Genomic DNA, 16,427 nt, shown 5'->3' on the forward strand with positions numbered 1-16,427 from the left:
CTCACCGTCCCGGTTCCAGCACGGCGGCGAGCCGCCGCCGGTACGCGCGCCCGCTCGCGGCACGCCTGGTCGCGGCGCGCTTGCTCGTGGCGGGCCTGCGGGCGTTGCGCCACAGCCAGGCGATGTCACGGCCGAACGACCACGTCAGCGCCGCCAGCGCACCGCCGACGGCGGCGATGGCGAGCGGACGGGGGACGGTGCCGGAGGTGGCCACGACGAGGACGATCCCCTGCGCCGCGGCGACGACCTTGCGGGCGCGGCTCGGCGGCAGCTCGCCGCGCAGCCAGGGCAGCGCCCAGGACGCCGCGACGAACGCGTACCGCATGAGGCCGATCGCCAGCACCCACGGCCCGAGGCTCCAGGACAGGTAGACGCTGAGCACCAGGATCAGGTACGCGTCGGCCTCCATGTCGAAGCGCGCGCCGAACGCCGAGGACGTCCCGGTGCGCCGCGCGACCTGGCCGTCCACCGCGTCCAGGACCAGCGCGCAGGCGGCGACGGAGGTGAGCGCGGCGACCTCCGTGCCGCGCACGAGGCCGTCCACGACGAGGACGGTGACGGCGCCGGCCAGGATCGCGCGCGCCAGCGTCACGAAGTCGGCCGGTCCCAGGGAGGGGGTGCCCGCGCGCCTCTTGCCGTACCGGATGATCGCCCACAGCGCCGTGCCGTAGGCGGTGCCGGTCGCCCAGGCCGCCGAGCTCAACAGTGCGGTCACCGGTGTCAGCCTCCCGCCCCGCCGAGCTGCGGACTGGGCGCGTCGAGCTGCGGCAGGTCGTGACCCAGCCGGTCGCGCTTGGCCGTGAGGTAGCCGATGTTGTCGTCGCTGGCCGCCGCCAGCAGCGGGACCCGCTCGGCGACCGTGACCCCGCGCGACTCCAGGGCGTCGACCTTGTCGGGGTTGTTGGTCATCAGCCGGACCGAGCGCACGTCCAGGTACCGCAGCACCCGCACCGCGGGCCCGTAGTCGCGGACGTCCACCGGCAGGCCCAGCGCCGTGGCGGAGTCGACGGTGTCCAGGCCCTGCTCGTCCTGGAGGATGTGGGTCCGGACCTTGGCCACCAGGCCGATGCCCCGGCCCTCGTGGCCGCGCAGGTAGACCAGGACGCCCGTGCCCTCGCGGACGATCGCGTCCAGCGCCGCGCCGAGCTGGTCCCCGCACTCGCAGCGCGTCGCGCCGAAGATGTCCCCGGTCATGCACTCCGAGTGCACCCTGACCAGGACGGAGTCACGGGCCCTCGGCGTGCCCCTGACCAGGGCCATGTGCTCGTTGCCGTCCAGCGGGTCCCGGAACGCGACGGCCCGGAAGGTGCCCCTCCGGGTCGCCAGATCCGCTTCCGCGATGTCCTCGTAGCCAATGGCTTGCTCGCGCATCTTCCCCCTCGTCGCCTCGCTCTCTTCCCCCCTGTACGTAACGGTCTGCCCGTTCGGTTCCGCCGAACCGCTCTTAATCGCGACCGCTTCGTCGCGCCCCGTCATGGGCCGTGTGCGGTCGAGGGAGGAGGGGTTGCCCGGGTATGGCCGTCCTTTGCGACGCCGTGAACGGCCGTGCGCTCAAGTCGGCGGGACGGCACCCGCCCAAGGGGAGCCGTTGACGCGACGGCAGTCCTATGTCACGACCGCGGTCGGCGGGCACGACGGTGGTGGCACGATGCGGCCATCCACCGTGACGGGAGGCCGGGCCTCGGCCGGGGCATCGCGGACGGGCGAGGAGTAAGAGGGGCGCGCCGGGAACCGCGCGCCCCTCTCTTCCCCGAGGGAGGCGGCCCTGCCTTGCCGAGGGAGGTACGGCTCGGTGACCAGGACCTTCAAGCCCCAAGACCCGCGGGCGCCGGGCAGCGGACGACCGCGGGCGGCGGCGGCGTCCGCCGCTGACATCGAGCTTGGGAGCGCTCCCATACCACAGCCTCACCCGCCGGCGATCCCGTTGTCAACCGCCGCCCGCCGACGCGAGGGCGCGCGGAAGCCCCGTCGCGTAACGGTTGTGTTTCGACCCATTGACACCGGGATGTCGGAGGGGCTTCGCTTCGTGGGAGCGCTCCCATGGTCGGTGCCACAGGCCGGTCCGGCACCCGTACCACCCATCCCATGTATCCCGGCACGACCTGAGAGGGGTCGGAATGAGGGTCACCAAGCGAGGCGGTCGCGGAAGCGCCGTCAGGGCCGCGGTCGCGGCGGTCCTGGCCGGGGTCCTGGTCGCCGCGTCCGCCTGCGGCGACGGGGACGACAGCGAAAGCGGTCCCATCACCCTGACCGTCGACGTCTTCGGCGAGTTCGGCTATGAACAGCTCTACAAGCAGTACGAGCAGTCCCACCCCAACATCAAGATCCGACAGCGCAAGGCGTCCACCCTGGACGACTACAGGCCACGTCTCCAGCAGTGGATGGCCACCAACAGCGGCGCCGGCGACGTGGTCGCCCTGGAGGAGGGCATCCTGCCCACCTACATGCAGCAGCGCAGCAAGTTCGTGAACCTCTTCGACCACGGCGGTCGCGAACTGCAGAACAACTTCCTGCCGTGGAAGTGGCAGATGGGCCTGAGCCCCGACGGCAGCCAGCTCGTCGGGCTCGGCACCGACATCGGCCCGCTCGGCATGTGCTACCGCAAGGACCTGTTCGAGAAGGCCGGCCTGCCCACCGACCGGGACGAGGTGTCCAAGCTGTGGCCGACCTGGGACGCCTTCTACGACACCGGTCAGCGGTTCCAGCGGGAGGTCTCGGGCACCAAGTGGCTGGACGGCCCGACGGCCATCTTCCGCGCCACCGTCCTGCAGAACGCGGGCGCCGGACCCGGCTACAGCTTCTTCGACAAGAGCAACAACCTGGTCTTCAGCACCAACCCCGTGGTCAAGCAGTCCTTCGACACCACGCTGAAGTTCGAGGCGGCGAAGATGACCTCCGACATGTCGATCTTCACCCCGCCGTGGCAGACGGCGCTGAAGCGCGACACCTTCGCCACCCTGCCCTGCCCGTCCTGGATGCTCGGCGGCATCGAGGAGTTCTCCGGTGACTACGGCAAGGGCAAGTGGGACGTGGCGGCGATCCCGGGCGGCGGCGGCTACTGGGGCGGCTCCTGGCTGGCCGTGCCCAAGCAGACCGACCACCCGAAGGAGGCCGCCGAGCTGGCCAAGTTCCTGAGCAGCCCGCAGGGCCAGATCGCCGCCTACAAGGACAAGAACACCTTCCCGTCCTCGCCGCAGGCCGCCAAGGACCCGGCGGTGGCCGGCGCGACCAGCGCCTACTTCAGCAACGCGCCGACCGGCAAGCTCTTCGGCGACCTGGCCGCGCAGGTCAAGCCCGTCTACCTCGGCCCCAAGCACGAGGACGTGCGGCTGGCCGTGGAGAACATCCTGATCGCGGTGGGTCAGGGCAGGGTCAAGGCCGAGGACGCCTGGAACCAGGCGGTGAGCGAGGCCCAGAAGGCCGCCCGCTGACCGGTTCGCGGCGGTGAAACCGCCCGGGGGCCGGTGAGGCTCCCACGGACGCCCCTCCGCCCGGCTCGTGGCGTCACCCCGCCACGAGCCGGCGCGGGCCCCCCTTTCGGAAGGACGCGCATGACCATCGAGACGCGCCTTGCCACCGGCGCGCGGAAGGCACCGCCGGCGCCCGGCGACCCGCCGCGCGGCAGATCGTGGCGGTCCAGGCTGGCCCGCCTCGACCTCAAGGCATCTCCGTACCTGTTCATCTCGCCGTTCTACATCGTGTTCCTGGTCTTCGGGCTGTTCCCGCTGCTGTACACGCTGTGGGTGTCCCTGCACGACTGGGGGCTGGCCTCCGGGACGCGCGAGTGGATCGGCCTGGAGAACTACGACTACCTGCTGACCGACGGCGACTTCTGGCACGCGCTCGTCAACACGGTCGGGATCTTCTTCATCGCCACGGTGCCGCAGCTGCTGCTCGCCCTGTTCATCGCCAGCGCGCTGGCGCGGCGGATGCGGGCCGGCACGCTGTTCCGGATCGGGATGGTGGCGCCGCTGGTGACCTCCACCGCGGCGGTGGCGATCGTGTTCAGCCAGATGTTCGACACCAACTTCGGGTTCATCAACTGGGCGCTCGGCCTGGTGGGCGTGGACGGCATCGACTGGCACGCCAGCCGCGGCTGGTCCTGGCTGGCCATCTCGGTGATGGTGGACTGGCGCTGGACCGGCTACAACGCGCTCATCTACCTGGCGGCGATGCAGGCCATCCCGCGGGACCTGTACGAGGCCGCCGCCATCGACGGCGCGTCCAGGCTCCGGCAGTTCTGGCAGATCACGGTGCCCATGCTGCAGCCGACGATCATCTTCACGGTGATCATCTCGACCATCGGGGGCCTGCAGCTGTTCACCGAGCCCGTGCTGTTCGGCGGCGGCACCGCCAACAAGATGGACGGCGGCTCGCTGCACCAGTTCCAGACGATCACGATGTACATGTACGACAACGCCTTCAACGACGACCGCTACGGGTACGGCGCGACGGTCGCCTGGGCGCTGTTCGTCCTGATCATCCTGTTCTCGCTGCTCAACTTCATGTTCGTCAGGCGTGCGGGAGGGACCAGATGACCGCCTTGACCACGCCGTCCGCGACCTCGCCCGGCCGCCGCGGCGGTGGCGGCGCGCACCGGCGCAACGGGCACGGGCGGTTCCGGGCCATGTGGGACGCCACCCCGCTGACCTATCTGGCGCTGATCGTCGCGCTGGTGCTGTCGATCTTCCCGATCTACTGGATGATCGTCGTCGCCACCCGCTCCAACGACGTGGTGTCGGACGTGCCCCCGCCGGTGCTGCCGGGGGGCCAGTTCTTCGACAACGCCGGACGGCTGTTCGACAACCCGGACGCCTACTTCGCCCAGGGCCTGCTGAACTCGGCGATCGCCTCGGGAGCGGTGACGATCTCGACGGTGTTCTTCGCCTCGCTGGCCGGCTTCGCGTTCGCCAAGCTGCGCTTCCGCGGCAAGAACGCGCTGCTGCTGACGATCATCGCGACCATGATGATCCCGGTGCAGATGGGCATCATCCCGCTGTACATGATCATGGTGAAGATCGGCTGGCAGGGCGGCCTGCAAGCGGTGATCGTCCCGTTCCTGGTCACCGGGTTCGGCGTGTTCATGATGCGCCAGTACACGCAGCAGGCGGTGCCGGACGAGCTGATCGAGGCGGCCCGCGTCGACGGCTGCACCACCTTCGGCATCTACTGGCGGGTCGTGCTGCCCGCGCTGCGACCCGCGGCCGGCGTCCTGGGGCTGCTGACGTTCATGCAGACCTGGAACGAGTTCATGTGGCCGCTGGCGGTGCTCAGCCCCGAGAACCCCACCGTCCAGGTGTCGATCAACAACCTGTCCAACGCCTATTTCAGCGACTACACCCTCATGTTCGCCGGGACGACCTTCGCGGTGCTCCCGCTGCTGGTGGTGTTCATCATTTTCGGCCGCCAGATCATCGGCGGCATCATGGAAGGTGCGATCAAGGCGTGAGCTCTCCCACACAAGGTGACAGGCGGCACGGCCACACGCAGGCCGGCCAGGGCGCCTCCCCCGCCGCCCCGCTCGCGTTCCCCGCCGACTTCCGCTGGGGGGCGGCCACCGCCGCCTACCAGGTCGAGGGCGCGACGAACGAGGACGGGCGCGGCCCGTCCATCTGGGACACCTTCTGCCGTACGCCCGGGAAGGTGCTGGGCGGTGACACCGGCGACGTGGCCGTCGACCACTACCACCGCTTCCGCGAGGACGTGGCGCTGATGGCCGAGCTGGGGCTGAACGCCTACCGGTTCTCGGTGTCGTGGCCGCGGGTGCAGCCGTCCGGCTCCGGCCCGCTCAACCAGGCCGGGGTGGACTTCTACCGGCGGCTGGTGGACGCGCTGCTGGAGGCGGGCATCGAGCCGTGGCCGACCCTCTACCACTGGGACCTGCCGCAGGCGCTGGAGGACGCGGGCGGCTGGCCCGAACGCGACACCGCGTACCGGTTCGCCGACTACGCCGCCCTCATCCACCGTGAGCTGGGCGACCGGGTGGCGCACTGGATGACCATCAACGAGCCGTGGTGCGCGGCGTTCCTCGGCTACGCCTCGGGCGAGCACGCCCCGGGCCGCAGGGAACCCGCCGCCTCGCTGCGCGCGGCGCACCATCTGATGCTCGGGCACGGGGAGGCCGTCCGCGCGATGCGGGCGCGGCATCCCGAGCACCGGCTGGGCGCGGCGGTGAACCTGTACGCGATCTCGCCCGCCAGCCAGGCGGAGGCCGACCTGGACGCGGCCCGCCGGGTGGACGGCATGCAGAACCGGCTGTTCCTGGACCCGCTGCTGCGCGGCCGCTACCCGGAGGACGTGCTGGCGGACCTGGACCACCTGGGGTTCGCCTCGACCATCCTGGACGGCGACACCGAGGTCATCAACCAGCCCATCGACCAGCTCGGCGTGAACTACTACTCGCGGTTCACCGTGACGGGCGACCCGAACGTGACCGCCCAGGCGGTGTCGTCGCCGTACTCCACCGTCTCCCCCTGGGTGGGCAGCGAGCACGTCGGGTTCGTGGACGGCGGCCGTCCCGTGACGGGAATGGGCTGGGAGATCGACGAGACCGGGTTGCACGAGGTGCTGACCCGGCTGCACCGCGAGTACCCCCCGGTCGACCTCTACATCACCGAGAACGGCGCGGGGTACGACGAGGTCCCCAACGGTGACACCCCGATCCAGGACGAGGAGAGGATCCAATACCTGGACGCGCACCTGCGCGCCTCGCACCAGGCCATAACCGGCGGCGTTCCCTTGCGCGGTTACTTCACGTGGTCTCTGCTGGATAATTTCGAGTGGTCTTGGGGCTACTCCAAGCGCTTCGGGCTCGTCCACGTGGACTACACGACGCAGCGCAGGGTGCCCAAGGACAGCGCGCGCTGGTACGCGGGCGTGATCCGAGCCGGCGGGCTGCCGGAACGGGAGTGATCGGCAACGGCGGGGAAGAAGGGGCCGACGCAAGGCGATGAACGGTCGACGGAGGTGAGGCGCGGTTCCGCGCGCCCCACGCTGGAGGAAGTGGCGGCCCGGGCGGGGGTCGGCCGGGGCACGGTCTCGCGCGTCATCAACGGCTCGCCGCGGGTGAGCGCGGAGGCGCGCGAGTCGGTGCTGCGGGCCATCGACGAGCTGGGCTATGTGCCCAACCGGGCCGCGAGGACGCTGGTGACCCGGCGCACCGACACGGTGGCGCTGGTGGTGTCGGAGTCCGAGCAGCGGCTGTTCGCCGAGCCGTTCTTCGCGGGGATCATCCGTGGGATCAGCCCGGAGCTGCACGACACCGGTTTGCAGTTGCTGCTGGCCCTGGCCCGCTCGCCCGCCGAGTACGAGCGGCTGGAGAACTACCTGACCGGCCAGCACGTCGACGGGGTGCTGATGACCTCACTGCACGGCGACGACCCGCTGCCGGCCAAGCTGGAGGCGGGCGGCGTGCCGACCGTCGTGGGCGGCCGCCCGCCGGGCGTCCATCCGGTCTCGTACGTGGACGTGGACAACCGCGACGGCGCCCGGCAGGCGGTCGAGCACCTGGTGCGCGGCGGGCGCACGCGCATCGCCCATATCTCGGGTCCGCAGGACATGGGCGTGGGCATCGACCGGTTGCAGGGCTACCGTGACGCCCTGGCCGCGGCGGGGCTTCCGGAGATGGTGGTCTACGGGGACTTCAGCGAGGCCAGCGGCGTCACGGCCGCGGCCGAGCTGCTGGACCGGTATCCCGAGGTCGACGCGGTGTTCGCCGCCGACGACCCGATGGCGCTGGGCGCCATGCGGGTGCTGAAGAAGCACGGGCGCCAGGTGCCGGAGGACGTGGCGGTGGTCGGCTTCGAGGACTCCTCCAGCGCGCCGCTCGCCGACCCGCCGCTGACCACCGTCCACCAGTCGGTGGAGGAGATGGGCCGGCAGATGGCCCGTCTCCTGATCGCCCGGATCCAGGGCGAGGAGCCCGCCGACCCGGTGGTGATCCTGCAGCCGCACCTGGTGGTGAGGGAGAGCGCCTGACGGACGCCCCTGTTATCGTCTATCTGACGATTTATGATCCCCCCGGGAGCCGTCCATGACGCCGCACGACCTGCTCGGCCCGCTGCTCCAGCCCGCGTTCCATCTGGGAACGGTCCCGACCACCTGGGCCGAGCTGCTCGGCTTCGCCACCGGCGCGGTCAACGTCTGGCTGGTCGTGCGGCAGAACATCCTCAACTGGCCGATCGGGATCGCCAACGTGATCCTGCTCGGCCTGGTGTTCCTGGACGGCGGCCTGTACGCCGACGCCGGGCTTCAGGTCGTGTACGTCGGGCTCCAGTCCTACGGCTGGTGGATGTGGCTCTACGGCGGCGAGGGACGCGACAACCTGCCCGTCACCCGCACGTCCCGCACCACCTGGGCGGTGCTGGTCACCGCCGGCGCCGCCGCCACCGCGCTGCTCACCGTGATGCTGATGGCCTGGACCGACTCCACCGTCCCGTTCTGGGACGCGCTCACCACCGCGCTGTCGCTGATGGCCGTCTACGGCCAGTCCCGCAAGCTGCTGGAGTCGTGGTGGATCTGGATCGCCGCGGACCTGGTCTACATCCCGCTCTACTTCTACAAGGACCTCAAGCTCACCAGCGCGCTGTACATCATCTTCCTGACGCTGTGCGTGCTGGGCCTGAACGCCTGGCGCGACGACTTCCGCTCCCGTTCCGCGGCCGTGGCGCCCTCCCCGGCATGACGTACGCGCACGGGATGGTGGCGGGCAAGTTCTACCCTCCGCACGCCGGGCACCACCATCTGATCGGCACGGCCGCGAAGGCATGCGACCGGGTCACCGTGGTCGTCGCCGGGTCCACCGTGGAGAGCATCCCGCTGGCGTTGCGCGCCGCGTGGCTCCGCGAGGTCCACCCTCAGCCGCACGTGGACATCGCCCCGGTGGTGGACGACCACGAGATCGACTACGGCTCGGAAGACGCCTGGACGGCCCACGTCGCCGCGTTCCGGTCGGGTCTGTCCTCGCCCGTGGACGCGGTGTTCTCGTCCGAGGCGTACGGGCCCGAGCTGGCCCGGCGCCTGTCGGCCGAGCACGTCGCCGTCGATCCGCCGCGCGAGCGCTTCCCCGTCAGCGGCACCGCCGTACGGGACGACCCCATCGCGCACTGGCACCACCTGGCCCCGCCCGTACGCGGGTACCTGGCGCGCCGTGTGGTGGTCGTCGGCGCGGAGTCGACCGGCACCACCACTCTCGCCCGCGCCCTGGCCGCCCACTTCGCGTCGCGCGGTGGGGTCTGGGCGTCCACGCGCTACGTCCCCGAGTATGGGCGCATCTATACAGAGGAGAAGCTCGCCGCCGCCCGCCGCGCCGCGGGCTCCGGCGGCCGGGAACTGTGGCTGGACGACATCGTCTGGACGCCCCACGACTTCACCCTGGTCGCCGAGCGCCACCTCGCGCTGGAGGAGGCGGCGGCCCGTGCGGGCTCCCCCGTCCTGATCTGCGACACCGACGCGTTCGCCACGGCCCTGTGGTACGAGCGCTACCTGGGCGAGACGGCCCCCGAGACGCTCCACCAGCACAACGACCGCCACCACCTGTGGATCGTCACCGACCCGTCGGACGTCCCGTTCGTGCAGGACGGCTGGCGCGACGGCGAGTCGATCCGCCACCACATGTCGGCGCGCTTCCGCGAGGAGCTGGACCGCCGCAACCTGCCGCACGTCGTCGTCACGGGCCGGCACGAGGAGCGTCTCGCCACCGCGGTCACGGCGGTCGAGGCGCTGCTGGACAAGGGCTGGTCGTTCTCTCCACCGCTCACCCCGAGGTCCCTCACCCCGAAGCGGACGGATCAGGGCGACAGTTCGTAGGTCTCCAGGTGGCCGCACATGCCCAGGGCCTGCCCCGGCGACACCCGGCGGACGGAGGCGCCGGTGAGGTACTTCCAGTCGCCCGCGCGCAGGTGCGCCAGATGGTCGCCGGTGCGGACGGCCGAGCTCAGGGCCCCGGAGCGCCAGCGCCGCTCCCATTCGTCGACCAGGTCGCGCTTGAGGCGGACGGCCGCGCGGTAGAAGTCGTCCAGCGCGGCGCCGTCGCCGTCCCGGGCGCGCCGCCGCAGCGTGCGGAAGCCCTCGACGGCCAGGTCGCGGCGGCGGCGCGCGGACGGCTCATCGGTGACCGTCGCCGCCGGGTGGTAGACGGCCGGGTCCATGTCGGGGAAGGTGAAGACCGCGTCGCCCGCCTCGGGAAGGCCGCTGTTCTGCATGATGACGACGATGCGCAGGTCCCCGTCGTTGACCAGCCGGTGGATCGTCCCGGGCGTGAACCAGACGACCGCGCCCTGCGACAACGGGGTCTCCTCGTACGCCTGGCGGGTGAGCGTCTGGACCCGTCCCGTGCCGCCCACGACCACGTAAGCCTCTGCGCAAGCCAGGTGGACGTGGGGCGACCCTCCGCACAGCCCATCGGCCGTGGGCCAGTCGTAGACGCGCAGGCCGGAGACCCCGACCCCACCAGGGAACGTCATCATCCGATGGTAGAACGTTCAGCCTTTCGTGGCCCCTGCCGTGAGACCCCCGATCAGATGTCGTTCGGCGACGGCGTAGAACGCGAGCGCGGGCGCCATGGCCAGCGTGACGTAGGCGAGGATGCGGGCGGTGTCGGTGGAGTGCTCGCCCTTGAACTGCTGGACGCCGACGGGGATCGTCCACCAGTCAGGCTCGTTGAACACCAGCAGCGGCAGGAAGAAGTTGTTCCAGCTCGTCACGATCGCCAGCACCGAGACGGTGGCCAGGGCGGGCCGCGCCATCGGCAGCAGGATCCGCCAGAAGAAGCCGAACGGCCCGCAGCCGTCGATCCGCGCGGCCTCCTCCATCTCGCCGGGGATGGCGCGGAAGAACCCGCGCAGCACGATGATCGTCACCGGCAGCCCGAACGCCGCCTGCGGCAGGATCACCCCCAGCGGGTTGTCCAGCAGCCCGAACGTGCGCAGCAGCACGTACAGCGGCAGGATCGCCACCGCGAACGGGAACATCAGCCCGATCGCGAACAGCGTGAACAGCAGCTCGCGTCCCCGGAAGGCCAGCCGCGCGAACACGAACGCCGCCGCGGCCGAGGCCGCGACGGTGAGCAGCGCGGTCGCGATCGCGATGACCGTGCTGTTGGCGAGCTGCCGCCAGAAGTCGCCGGAGGCCAGCAGGTCGGTGTAGTTGCGGGTGACCCACTCTTGGGGCGGCCCGAACGGGTTGCTGGACAGCTCGGGCGTGGTCTTGAACCCCGACAGCACCCCGTACAGGACGGGACCCACGATCAGCAGGCCGATCACCCAGATGAGCGCGTGCATGGACAGCCGGCGCGCCACGGCGGCGGGCCGTGGCCTCTTCCGCGGCCTGACCGGCTGCCCGCTCGGTGCCCGCTTCCCCGGCGCCAGCGCCGTCATCACAGTCCTCCCCTTGCCGTCACCGCTCCCTCGATGTCCCGCCGCATCACATAGCGCTGGTAGAAGAGGGCGAACACGAAGCTGAGCAGGAACATCACCACGCTGATCGCGTTGGCGTAGCCCATCTGGTAGCGCCGGAAGCCGTACTCGAACATCGTGATGGCCATCGTCTCCGAGGCGTGCACGGGACCGCCGCCGCTGATCACCCACACCAGGTCGAACAGCTGGATCGACCAGATGATGGACAGGAACACCGTGATCCGCAGCGTGGGTCCCAGCAGCGGCAGCGTGACATGCCGGAAGCGCTGCCAGGGCCCGGCGCCGTCGATCGAGGCCGCCTCCAGCACCTCGGCCGGGACGTTCTGCAGCGCGGCCAGGTAGAGGATCATGTGGAAGCCGAAGTACTTCCAGGTCAGCACCAGGAACAGGGTGGGCAGCACGGTGGAGGACTCGGAGAACCAGCCGATGCCGTGGTCGCCGAGCCCGAGGGCCTCCAGCGTCTGGTCCGCCAGCCCGCCGCCCGGGTCGAAGATCATGGTGAACAGCACACCGGTGATCACTTCGGACAGCACGTACGGCGCGAAGAACACCAGCCGGTAGACCGCGCGGCCCCGCATCCGCTGGTTCAGCATCACCGCCATGGCCAGCGCGAACGGGAGCTGGAGCACCAGCGCCAGCACGACCAGCACCAAGCCGCGCCACAGGTCGCCGAGGAACACCTCGTCCTGGAACAGCCGGCGGAAGTTCTCCAGCCCGACGAAGTTCTCCGGCGGGCCGAAGCCGTTCCACCGGAACAGGCTGGTGTAGAGCGCCACCCCGATCGGCACCAGCACCAGCATCGCGAACAGCAGCATCGCCGGGAACAGGAACACCGTCACGACGAGCGGGCCGCCGAACCGGCGGCGGCGCCCGCGCCTCCACCCGTCCCCGCGCCCGCGTGCCCGGCCCTCGGGGCCCTTGGGGCCGGGCACGCCGCCGGGCGGGGTCTCCGCGCCGGAGCGCTCAGCGGCGGCGCCCGCCCCCGCCGCCGCGGTGCCGTCCTTCCTGGTGGGCAGGACCATGGGTCACTGGCTCTTGGCGGTCTTGGTGATGGCCTCGGTGACCGCCTCCGGCGCCGACTTGCCCGCGATGAGCGCGGCGACGCTGTCGTTGACCTGCTGCCCGACGGCCGGCGGGAACGCCTGGTCGAGGAACAGCTGGAAGCCGGTGGCCCGGTCGAGGGTCTGCACCACGGTCCTGAGGTTGGCGTCGGCGACCGCGTTCTCGGCGCCCTTGACGACGGGCTGGAAGCCCTTGGACGCCACCAGCCTGCGGTTGATCTCGACCGAGCTGAACCACTTGAGGAAGTCGAGCGCGGCGTTGGGCGCGCCCTCGCGCAGCGCCCAGCCGTTGCCGCCCCCGAACGCCTCGGTGGCCGCGCCCTGGCCGCCCTCCACGGTCGGGAAGGTGAAGAAGCCGAGGTCGTTCCCGATGCCCTTGCCCGCGTCGGACTGGACGCTGGGCGCCCACTGACCCATCAGCTCCATCGCGGCCTTGGCGTTGCCCATGGTCGCGGCCTGCCCGGTGGGCGAGGAATAGTCGGCGCCGAGGAAGCCTTGCTGGAACGGCTGGAGGTCGACCAGTTCCTTCAGCCGCTCGCCGGCCTGGACGAACGCGGGTCCGCTGAAGTCGTTGCCGGCCTGCGCCTGCTTGAGCGCGTTGAGGCCGCCGATGCGCATCGCCAGGTAGGCCCAGTAGTAGTGGCCGGGCCACTTCTCCTTGCCGGCCAGGGCGATCGGGGTGATGTCGGCGGCCTTGAGCTTGCGGACGGCGTCGAGGAACTGGGTCCAGGTGGTGGGCGTCCCCTCGATCCCCGCCTGCCGGAACAGCGCCTTGTTGTACCAGAAGCCGACCAGGCCGTAGTCGTAGGGGACTCCGTAGGTCTTGCCGTCGAACTGGTACGCCTCCAACGCCAGCGGCTTGATGGTGCCCGACCAGGACGCGATGTCCTTGGTGAGGTCCTTGACCAGGCCGGCGTCGATCTGCTGCTTGAGCACGCCGCCGCCCCAGGTGTGGAACACGTCGGGCAGCTTGCCGGACGCGATGAGCGCGGTCATCTTCGCCTTGTAGGCGTCGTTCTCCAGCGCCGTGTGCTTGATCGTCACGTTCGGGTTCGCCTGCATGTACTCCCGCGCGAGCCGCGGGAACAGCGACTTGCTCGGCTCGGTGGTGGCGATCGTCCACCACTCGAAGGTGGTCTTGCCCGACGAGGAGTCCGAGTCGTCGCCGCAGGCACCCAGCAGCGGTACGGACAGGCCGGCGAGCCCGGCGACGGCGAGGAAGGTGCGACGGGAGAGGGCTTCGGTGCCCATCGGGCCTCCTGGGGGGTGGATGGGGACGCCATCGAAACATTTCGGAAAATCTCGATGACCTCGCTTGGTGCCGGATCCTAGGAAGCGCCCCTGTAGGGGTCAATAGCCGAGAGCCGTTTTCTGCGATCCGTGGCCCAATCGATGTTTTTCCCCGGTCCCGGGGTGGGATGGATTTTCGGAAAGCTTGCGATAATGTTCGCAGTCGATGCCGAGACCGGTCACGCCCGCCACGTGACCACGGGAAGGAAGGCCGCCCATGACCGCCGCTACTCCCCACGGCGCCCCAGGCACCGCCGCCGACCGTCCGGAGGCCATGGATTCGCGGGCCCCGGACGGCCACGCCGAGCCCTGGCGCGACCCGCGGCTGCCGGTGGCCGAGCGGGTGGCCGACCTGTTGCGGCGCATGACCGTCGAGGAGAAGGCCGCCCAGCTCGGCGGCTACTGGGCGAGGCCGGCCGAGCCCGGCGCCCCGGTGGCGCCGATGGAGGACGACTCCGGCGAGCCCGCCCCGGAGCTGGACGAGGTCGCGAAGGCGGGTCTGGGCCAGCTCAGCAGGGTTTACGGCACCGCGCCCGTCACGCCCGCCGAGGGCCTGGCGCGGCTGCGCGAGTTGCAGGGCACGGTGACCCGCGCGAACCGGTTCGGGCTGCCGGCGATGGTGCACGAGGAGTGCCTGACCGGGTTCATGACCTGGGGCGCCACCGTCTTTCCCACCCCGCTGGCCTGGGGCGCCTCGTTCGATCCCGAGCTGGTCGAGGAGATGGCCTCGGCCATCGGTGAGGGGATGCGCGCCGCCGGGGTGCACCAGGGGCTGGCGCCCGTCCTGGACGTCATCCGCGACTACCGGTGGGGTCGCTGCGAGGAGTGCATCGGGGAGGACCCCTACCTCGTCGGTCTCGTCGGGAGCGCCTACGTGCGGGGCTTGGAACGGTCCGGGGTGATCACCACGCTGAAGCACTTCGCCGGGTACGCCAGCGCGCGTGGCGGCCGCAACCTGGCGCCCGCCACGATCGGGCCGCGCGAGCTGGCCGACGTGGTGGTGGAGCCGTTCGTGATGGCGCTGCGCGAGGGCGGCGCGAGGGCGGTGATGCCCGCCTACCAGGACATCGACGGCGTTCCCGCCTCCGCCGACCGGTGGCTGCTGACCGGGCTGCTGCGCGAGGAGCTGGGCTTCACCGGGCTGGTGGTGTCCGACTACTACGCGATCTCGTTCCTGGAGTCCCGGCACCACGTCGCCGGCTCGCGCGCCGAGGCCGCCGCCGAGGCGCTGCGGGCGGGCCTGGACGTGGAGCTGCCCACCGTCCGCTGCTACGGCGAGCCGCTGGCCGAGGCCGTCCGCTCCGGGCTGGTCGGCGAGGACGAGCTGGACCGCGCCGCCGCCCGCGTCCTGACCGTCAAGGCCGAGCTCGGCCTGCTGGACGGCACCGGGGAGCCCGCCCCGGGGACGGAACCCGACCTGGACTCGGCGCGCGGCCGCGGCCTGGCCCGGCGGCTGGCCGAACGGTCGATCGTCCTGCTCGCCAACAACGGCACGCTGCCGCTGCGCCCCGGCGCCCGGGTCGCGCTGACCGGACCGGTCGCGGACGACCCCTTGGCGATGCTGGGCTGCTACACCTTCCCTCTGCACGTCGGGTCCCAGCACCCGGACGTGCCGATGGGGGTGCGGATCCCGTCGCTCGCCGAGGCCCTGACCGAAGAGCTCGCCGGCGACCTGCGGGTGACGGCCGGATCCGACCTCTTCGTCACCGACGACGCCGACATCGAGGCCGCCGTCGAGGCCGCCCGCGGCGCCGAGGTGTGCGTGCTGGCCCTCGGCGACCGCGCGGGGCTGTTCGGCCGGGGCACCTCCGGCGAAGGCTGCGACACCGACACCCTCGACCTGCCGGGCCGCCAGGTCGAGCTGGCGCGGGCCGTCCTGGACACCGGCACCCCGACGGTGCTGGTGCTGCTGACCGGGCGCCCGTACGCGCTCGGCGGCCTGGCCGACCGCGCCGCCGCCGTGGTGCAGGCGTACTTCGCGGGCCAGGAGGGCGCGCCCGCGATCGCCGCGGTGCTGTCCGGGCGGGCCGAGCCCGGCGGGAGGCTGCCGACCGGCGTCCCGCGCAGCCCGGCCATCGCGACCGGCACGCACCTGCGCACCCCCCTGGAGGCCGCGCACGAGTGGACGCCGATCGACCCGACCCCGATGTTCCCGTTCGGGCACGGCCTGACCTGGACGACGTTCGGCTACGACGATCTGTCGGTCACCCCGTCCGCCGGGACGGACGGGCAGGTCACCGTCACCGCCACCGTCGCCAACACCGGGGCCGTCGCGGGCACGGAGGTCGTCCAGCTCTACCTGTCCGACCCGGTGGCCTCCGTCGTCCGTCCCGCACGCTGGCTGGCCGGCTGGGCCCGCGTGCCGCTCGCCCCCGGCGAGTCGGCCCGCGTGACGTTCACCGTGCACGCCGACCGCACGTCGTTCACCGGCCCGTCGCTGCGGCGCATCGTCGAACCCGGCGAGATCGGGGTGGCGGTCGGGCGCTCCAGCGCCGACCTCCCCCTGCGAGGCTCCTTCACCCTGGAGGGACCGGTCCGCGTCCTGGGCCGGGACCGCGTGCTGACCGTCCCCGCCGAGGTCACCCGGCTCTGACGGACGCCGCGGTCGCCCCCTTCTCAGGGATCACGCACGAGCGTACGCCGCCGGGAGAACGCCGCCGAG

The 16,427-nt window shown here is 71.4% G+C and carries 14 protein-coding genes; 8 read left to right on the forward strand and 6 right to left on the reverse strand.

Going from position 1 to position 16,427, the window contains the following annotated elements; genetic code table 11:
* Nucleotide 1: 1 nt before the first annotated feature.
* Nucleotides 2–715 carry a CDP-alcohol phosphatidyltransferase family protein gene (locus tag ACGWYJ_RS20850; RefSeq protein WP_395107856.1) on the reverse strand — a complete coding sequence of 238 codons (714 nt, stop codon included), beginning with the start codon at nt 713–715 and terminating at the stop codon, nt 2–4.
* Nucleotides 716–720: 5 nt separating this feature from the next.
* Nucleotides 721–1,371, reverse strand: a complete 651-nt coding sequence (gene ribA / locus ACGWYJ_RS20855; RefSeq protein ID WP_395107858.1) for a GTP cyclohydrolase II — start codon at nt 1,369–1,371, stop codon at nt 721–723.
* Between the two features lie 746 nt (nt 1,372–2,117).
* Between ribA and ACGWYJ_RS20860 the strand changes: the two genes are divergently transcribed.
* The 7 genes from ACGWYJ_RS20860 to ACGWYJ_RS20890 all read left to right on the forward strand — a co-directional run bounded on the left by ACGWYJ_RS20860 (nt 2,118) and on the right by ACGWYJ_RS20890 (nt 9,807).
* Nucleotides 2,118–3,431: an extracellular solute-binding protein gene (locus ACGWYJ_RS20860; RefSeq protein ID WP_395107860.1), complete on the forward strand. Its 1,314-nt coding sequence runs from the start codon at nt 2,118–2,120 to the stop codon at nt 3,429–3,431.
* Nucleotides 3,432–3,551: 120 nt separating this feature from the next.
* Nucleotides 3,552–4,538, forward strand: a complete 987-nt coding sequence (locus tag ACGWYJ_RS20865; protein WP_395107862.1) for a carbohydrate ABC transporter permease — start codon at nt 3,552–3,554, stop codon at nt 4,536–4,538.
* Nucleotides 4,535–5,449: a carbohydrate ABC transporter permease gene (locus ACGWYJ_RS20870; RefSeq protein WP_395107864.1), complete on the forward strand. Its 915-nt coding sequence runs from the start codon at nt 4,535–4,537 to the stop codon at nt 5,447–5,449. Before ACGWYJ_RS20865 ends, ACGWYJ_RS20870 begins: the two co-directional genes overlap by 4 nt.
* Nucleotides 5,446–6,912, forward strand: a complete 1,467-nt coding sequence (locus tag ACGWYJ_RS20875) for a GH1 family beta-glucosidase (protein ID WP_395107866.1) — start codon at nt 5,446–5,448, stop codon at nt 6,910–6,912. Before ACGWYJ_RS20870 ends, ACGWYJ_RS20875 begins: the two co-directional genes overlap by 4 nt.
* 54 nt (nt 6,913–6,966) lie before the next feature.
* Entirely contained in the window at nt 6,967–7,977 is a 1,011-nt protein-coding gene (locus ACGWYJ_RS20880) for a LacI family DNA-binding transcriptional regulator (protein WP_395107868.1), read from the forward strand.
* A 55-nt stretch (nt 7,978–8,032) separates the two neighbouring features.
* A complete protein-coding gene (pnuC, locus tag ACGWYJ_RS20885; protein WP_395107870.1) occupies nt 8,033–8,683 on the forward strand; it encodes a nicotinamide riboside transporter PnuC in 651 nt (216 codons plus the stop codon).
* Nucleotides 8,680–9,807: an AAA family ATPase gene (locus ACGWYJ_RS20890; RefSeq protein ID WP_395107871.1), complete on the forward strand. Its 1,128-nt coding sequence runs from the start codon at nt 8,680–8,682 to the stop codon at nt 9,805–9,807. The genes pnuC and ACGWYJ_RS20890 overlap by 4 nt, the downstream gene beginning before the upstream one ends.
* Here ACGWYJ_RS20890 and ACGWYJ_RS20895 read toward each other — a convergent pair.
* From ACGWYJ_RS20895 to ACGWYJ_RS20910, 4 genes are read right to left on the reverse strand one after another with little or no spacing between them, the layout of a single operon-like run.
* Complete coding sequence (locus ACGWYJ_RS20895; RefSeq protein WP_395107872.1) at nt 9,789–10,463, reverse strand: cupin domain-containing protein; 675 nt, start codon at nt 10,461–10,463, stop codon at nt 9,789–9,791. The genes ACGWYJ_RS20890 and ACGWYJ_RS20895 overlap by 19 nt on opposite strands.
* Nucleotides 10,464–10,481: 18 nt before the next feature.
* Complete coding sequence (locus tag ACGWYJ_RS20900) at nt 10,482–11,375, reverse strand: carbohydrate ABC transporter permease (RefSeq protein ID WP_395107873.1); 894 nt, start codon at nt 11,373–11,375, stop codon at nt 10,482–10,484.
* Complete coding sequence (locus tag ACGWYJ_RS20905) at nt 11,375–12,436, reverse strand: carbohydrate ABC transporter permease (RefSeq protein WP_395107874.1); 1,062 nt, start codon at nt 12,434–12,436, stop codon at nt 11,375–11,377. The genes ACGWYJ_RS20900 and ACGWYJ_RS20905 overlap by 1 nt, the downstream gene beginning before the upstream one ends.
* 3 nt (nt 12,437–12,439) lie before the next feature.
* Nucleotides 12,440–13,726 (reverse strand): extracellular solute-binding protein, encoded by a 1,287-nt coding sequence (locus ACGWYJ_RS20910; protein ID WP_395107875.1) that lies wholly within the window; start codon nt 13,724–13,726, stop codon nt 12,440–12,442.
* Nucleotides 13,727–13,982: 256 nt separating this feature from the next.
* Between ACGWYJ_RS20910 and ACGWYJ_RS20915 the strand changes: the two genes are divergently transcribed.
* Nucleotides 13,983–16,358: a glycoside hydrolase family 3 N-terminal domain-containing protein gene (locus ACGWYJ_RS20915; protein WP_395107876.1), complete on the forward strand. Its 2,376-nt coding sequence runs from the start codon at nt 13,983–13,985 to the stop codon at nt 16,356–16,358.
* Nucleotides 16,359–16,427: the final 69 nt, after the last annotated feature.

It is taken from the genome of Actinomadura sp. SCN-SB (genome assembly GCF_043906805.1).
Lineage (GTDB): Bacteria > Actinomycetota > Actinomycetes > Streptosporangiales > Streptosporangiaceae > Spirillospora.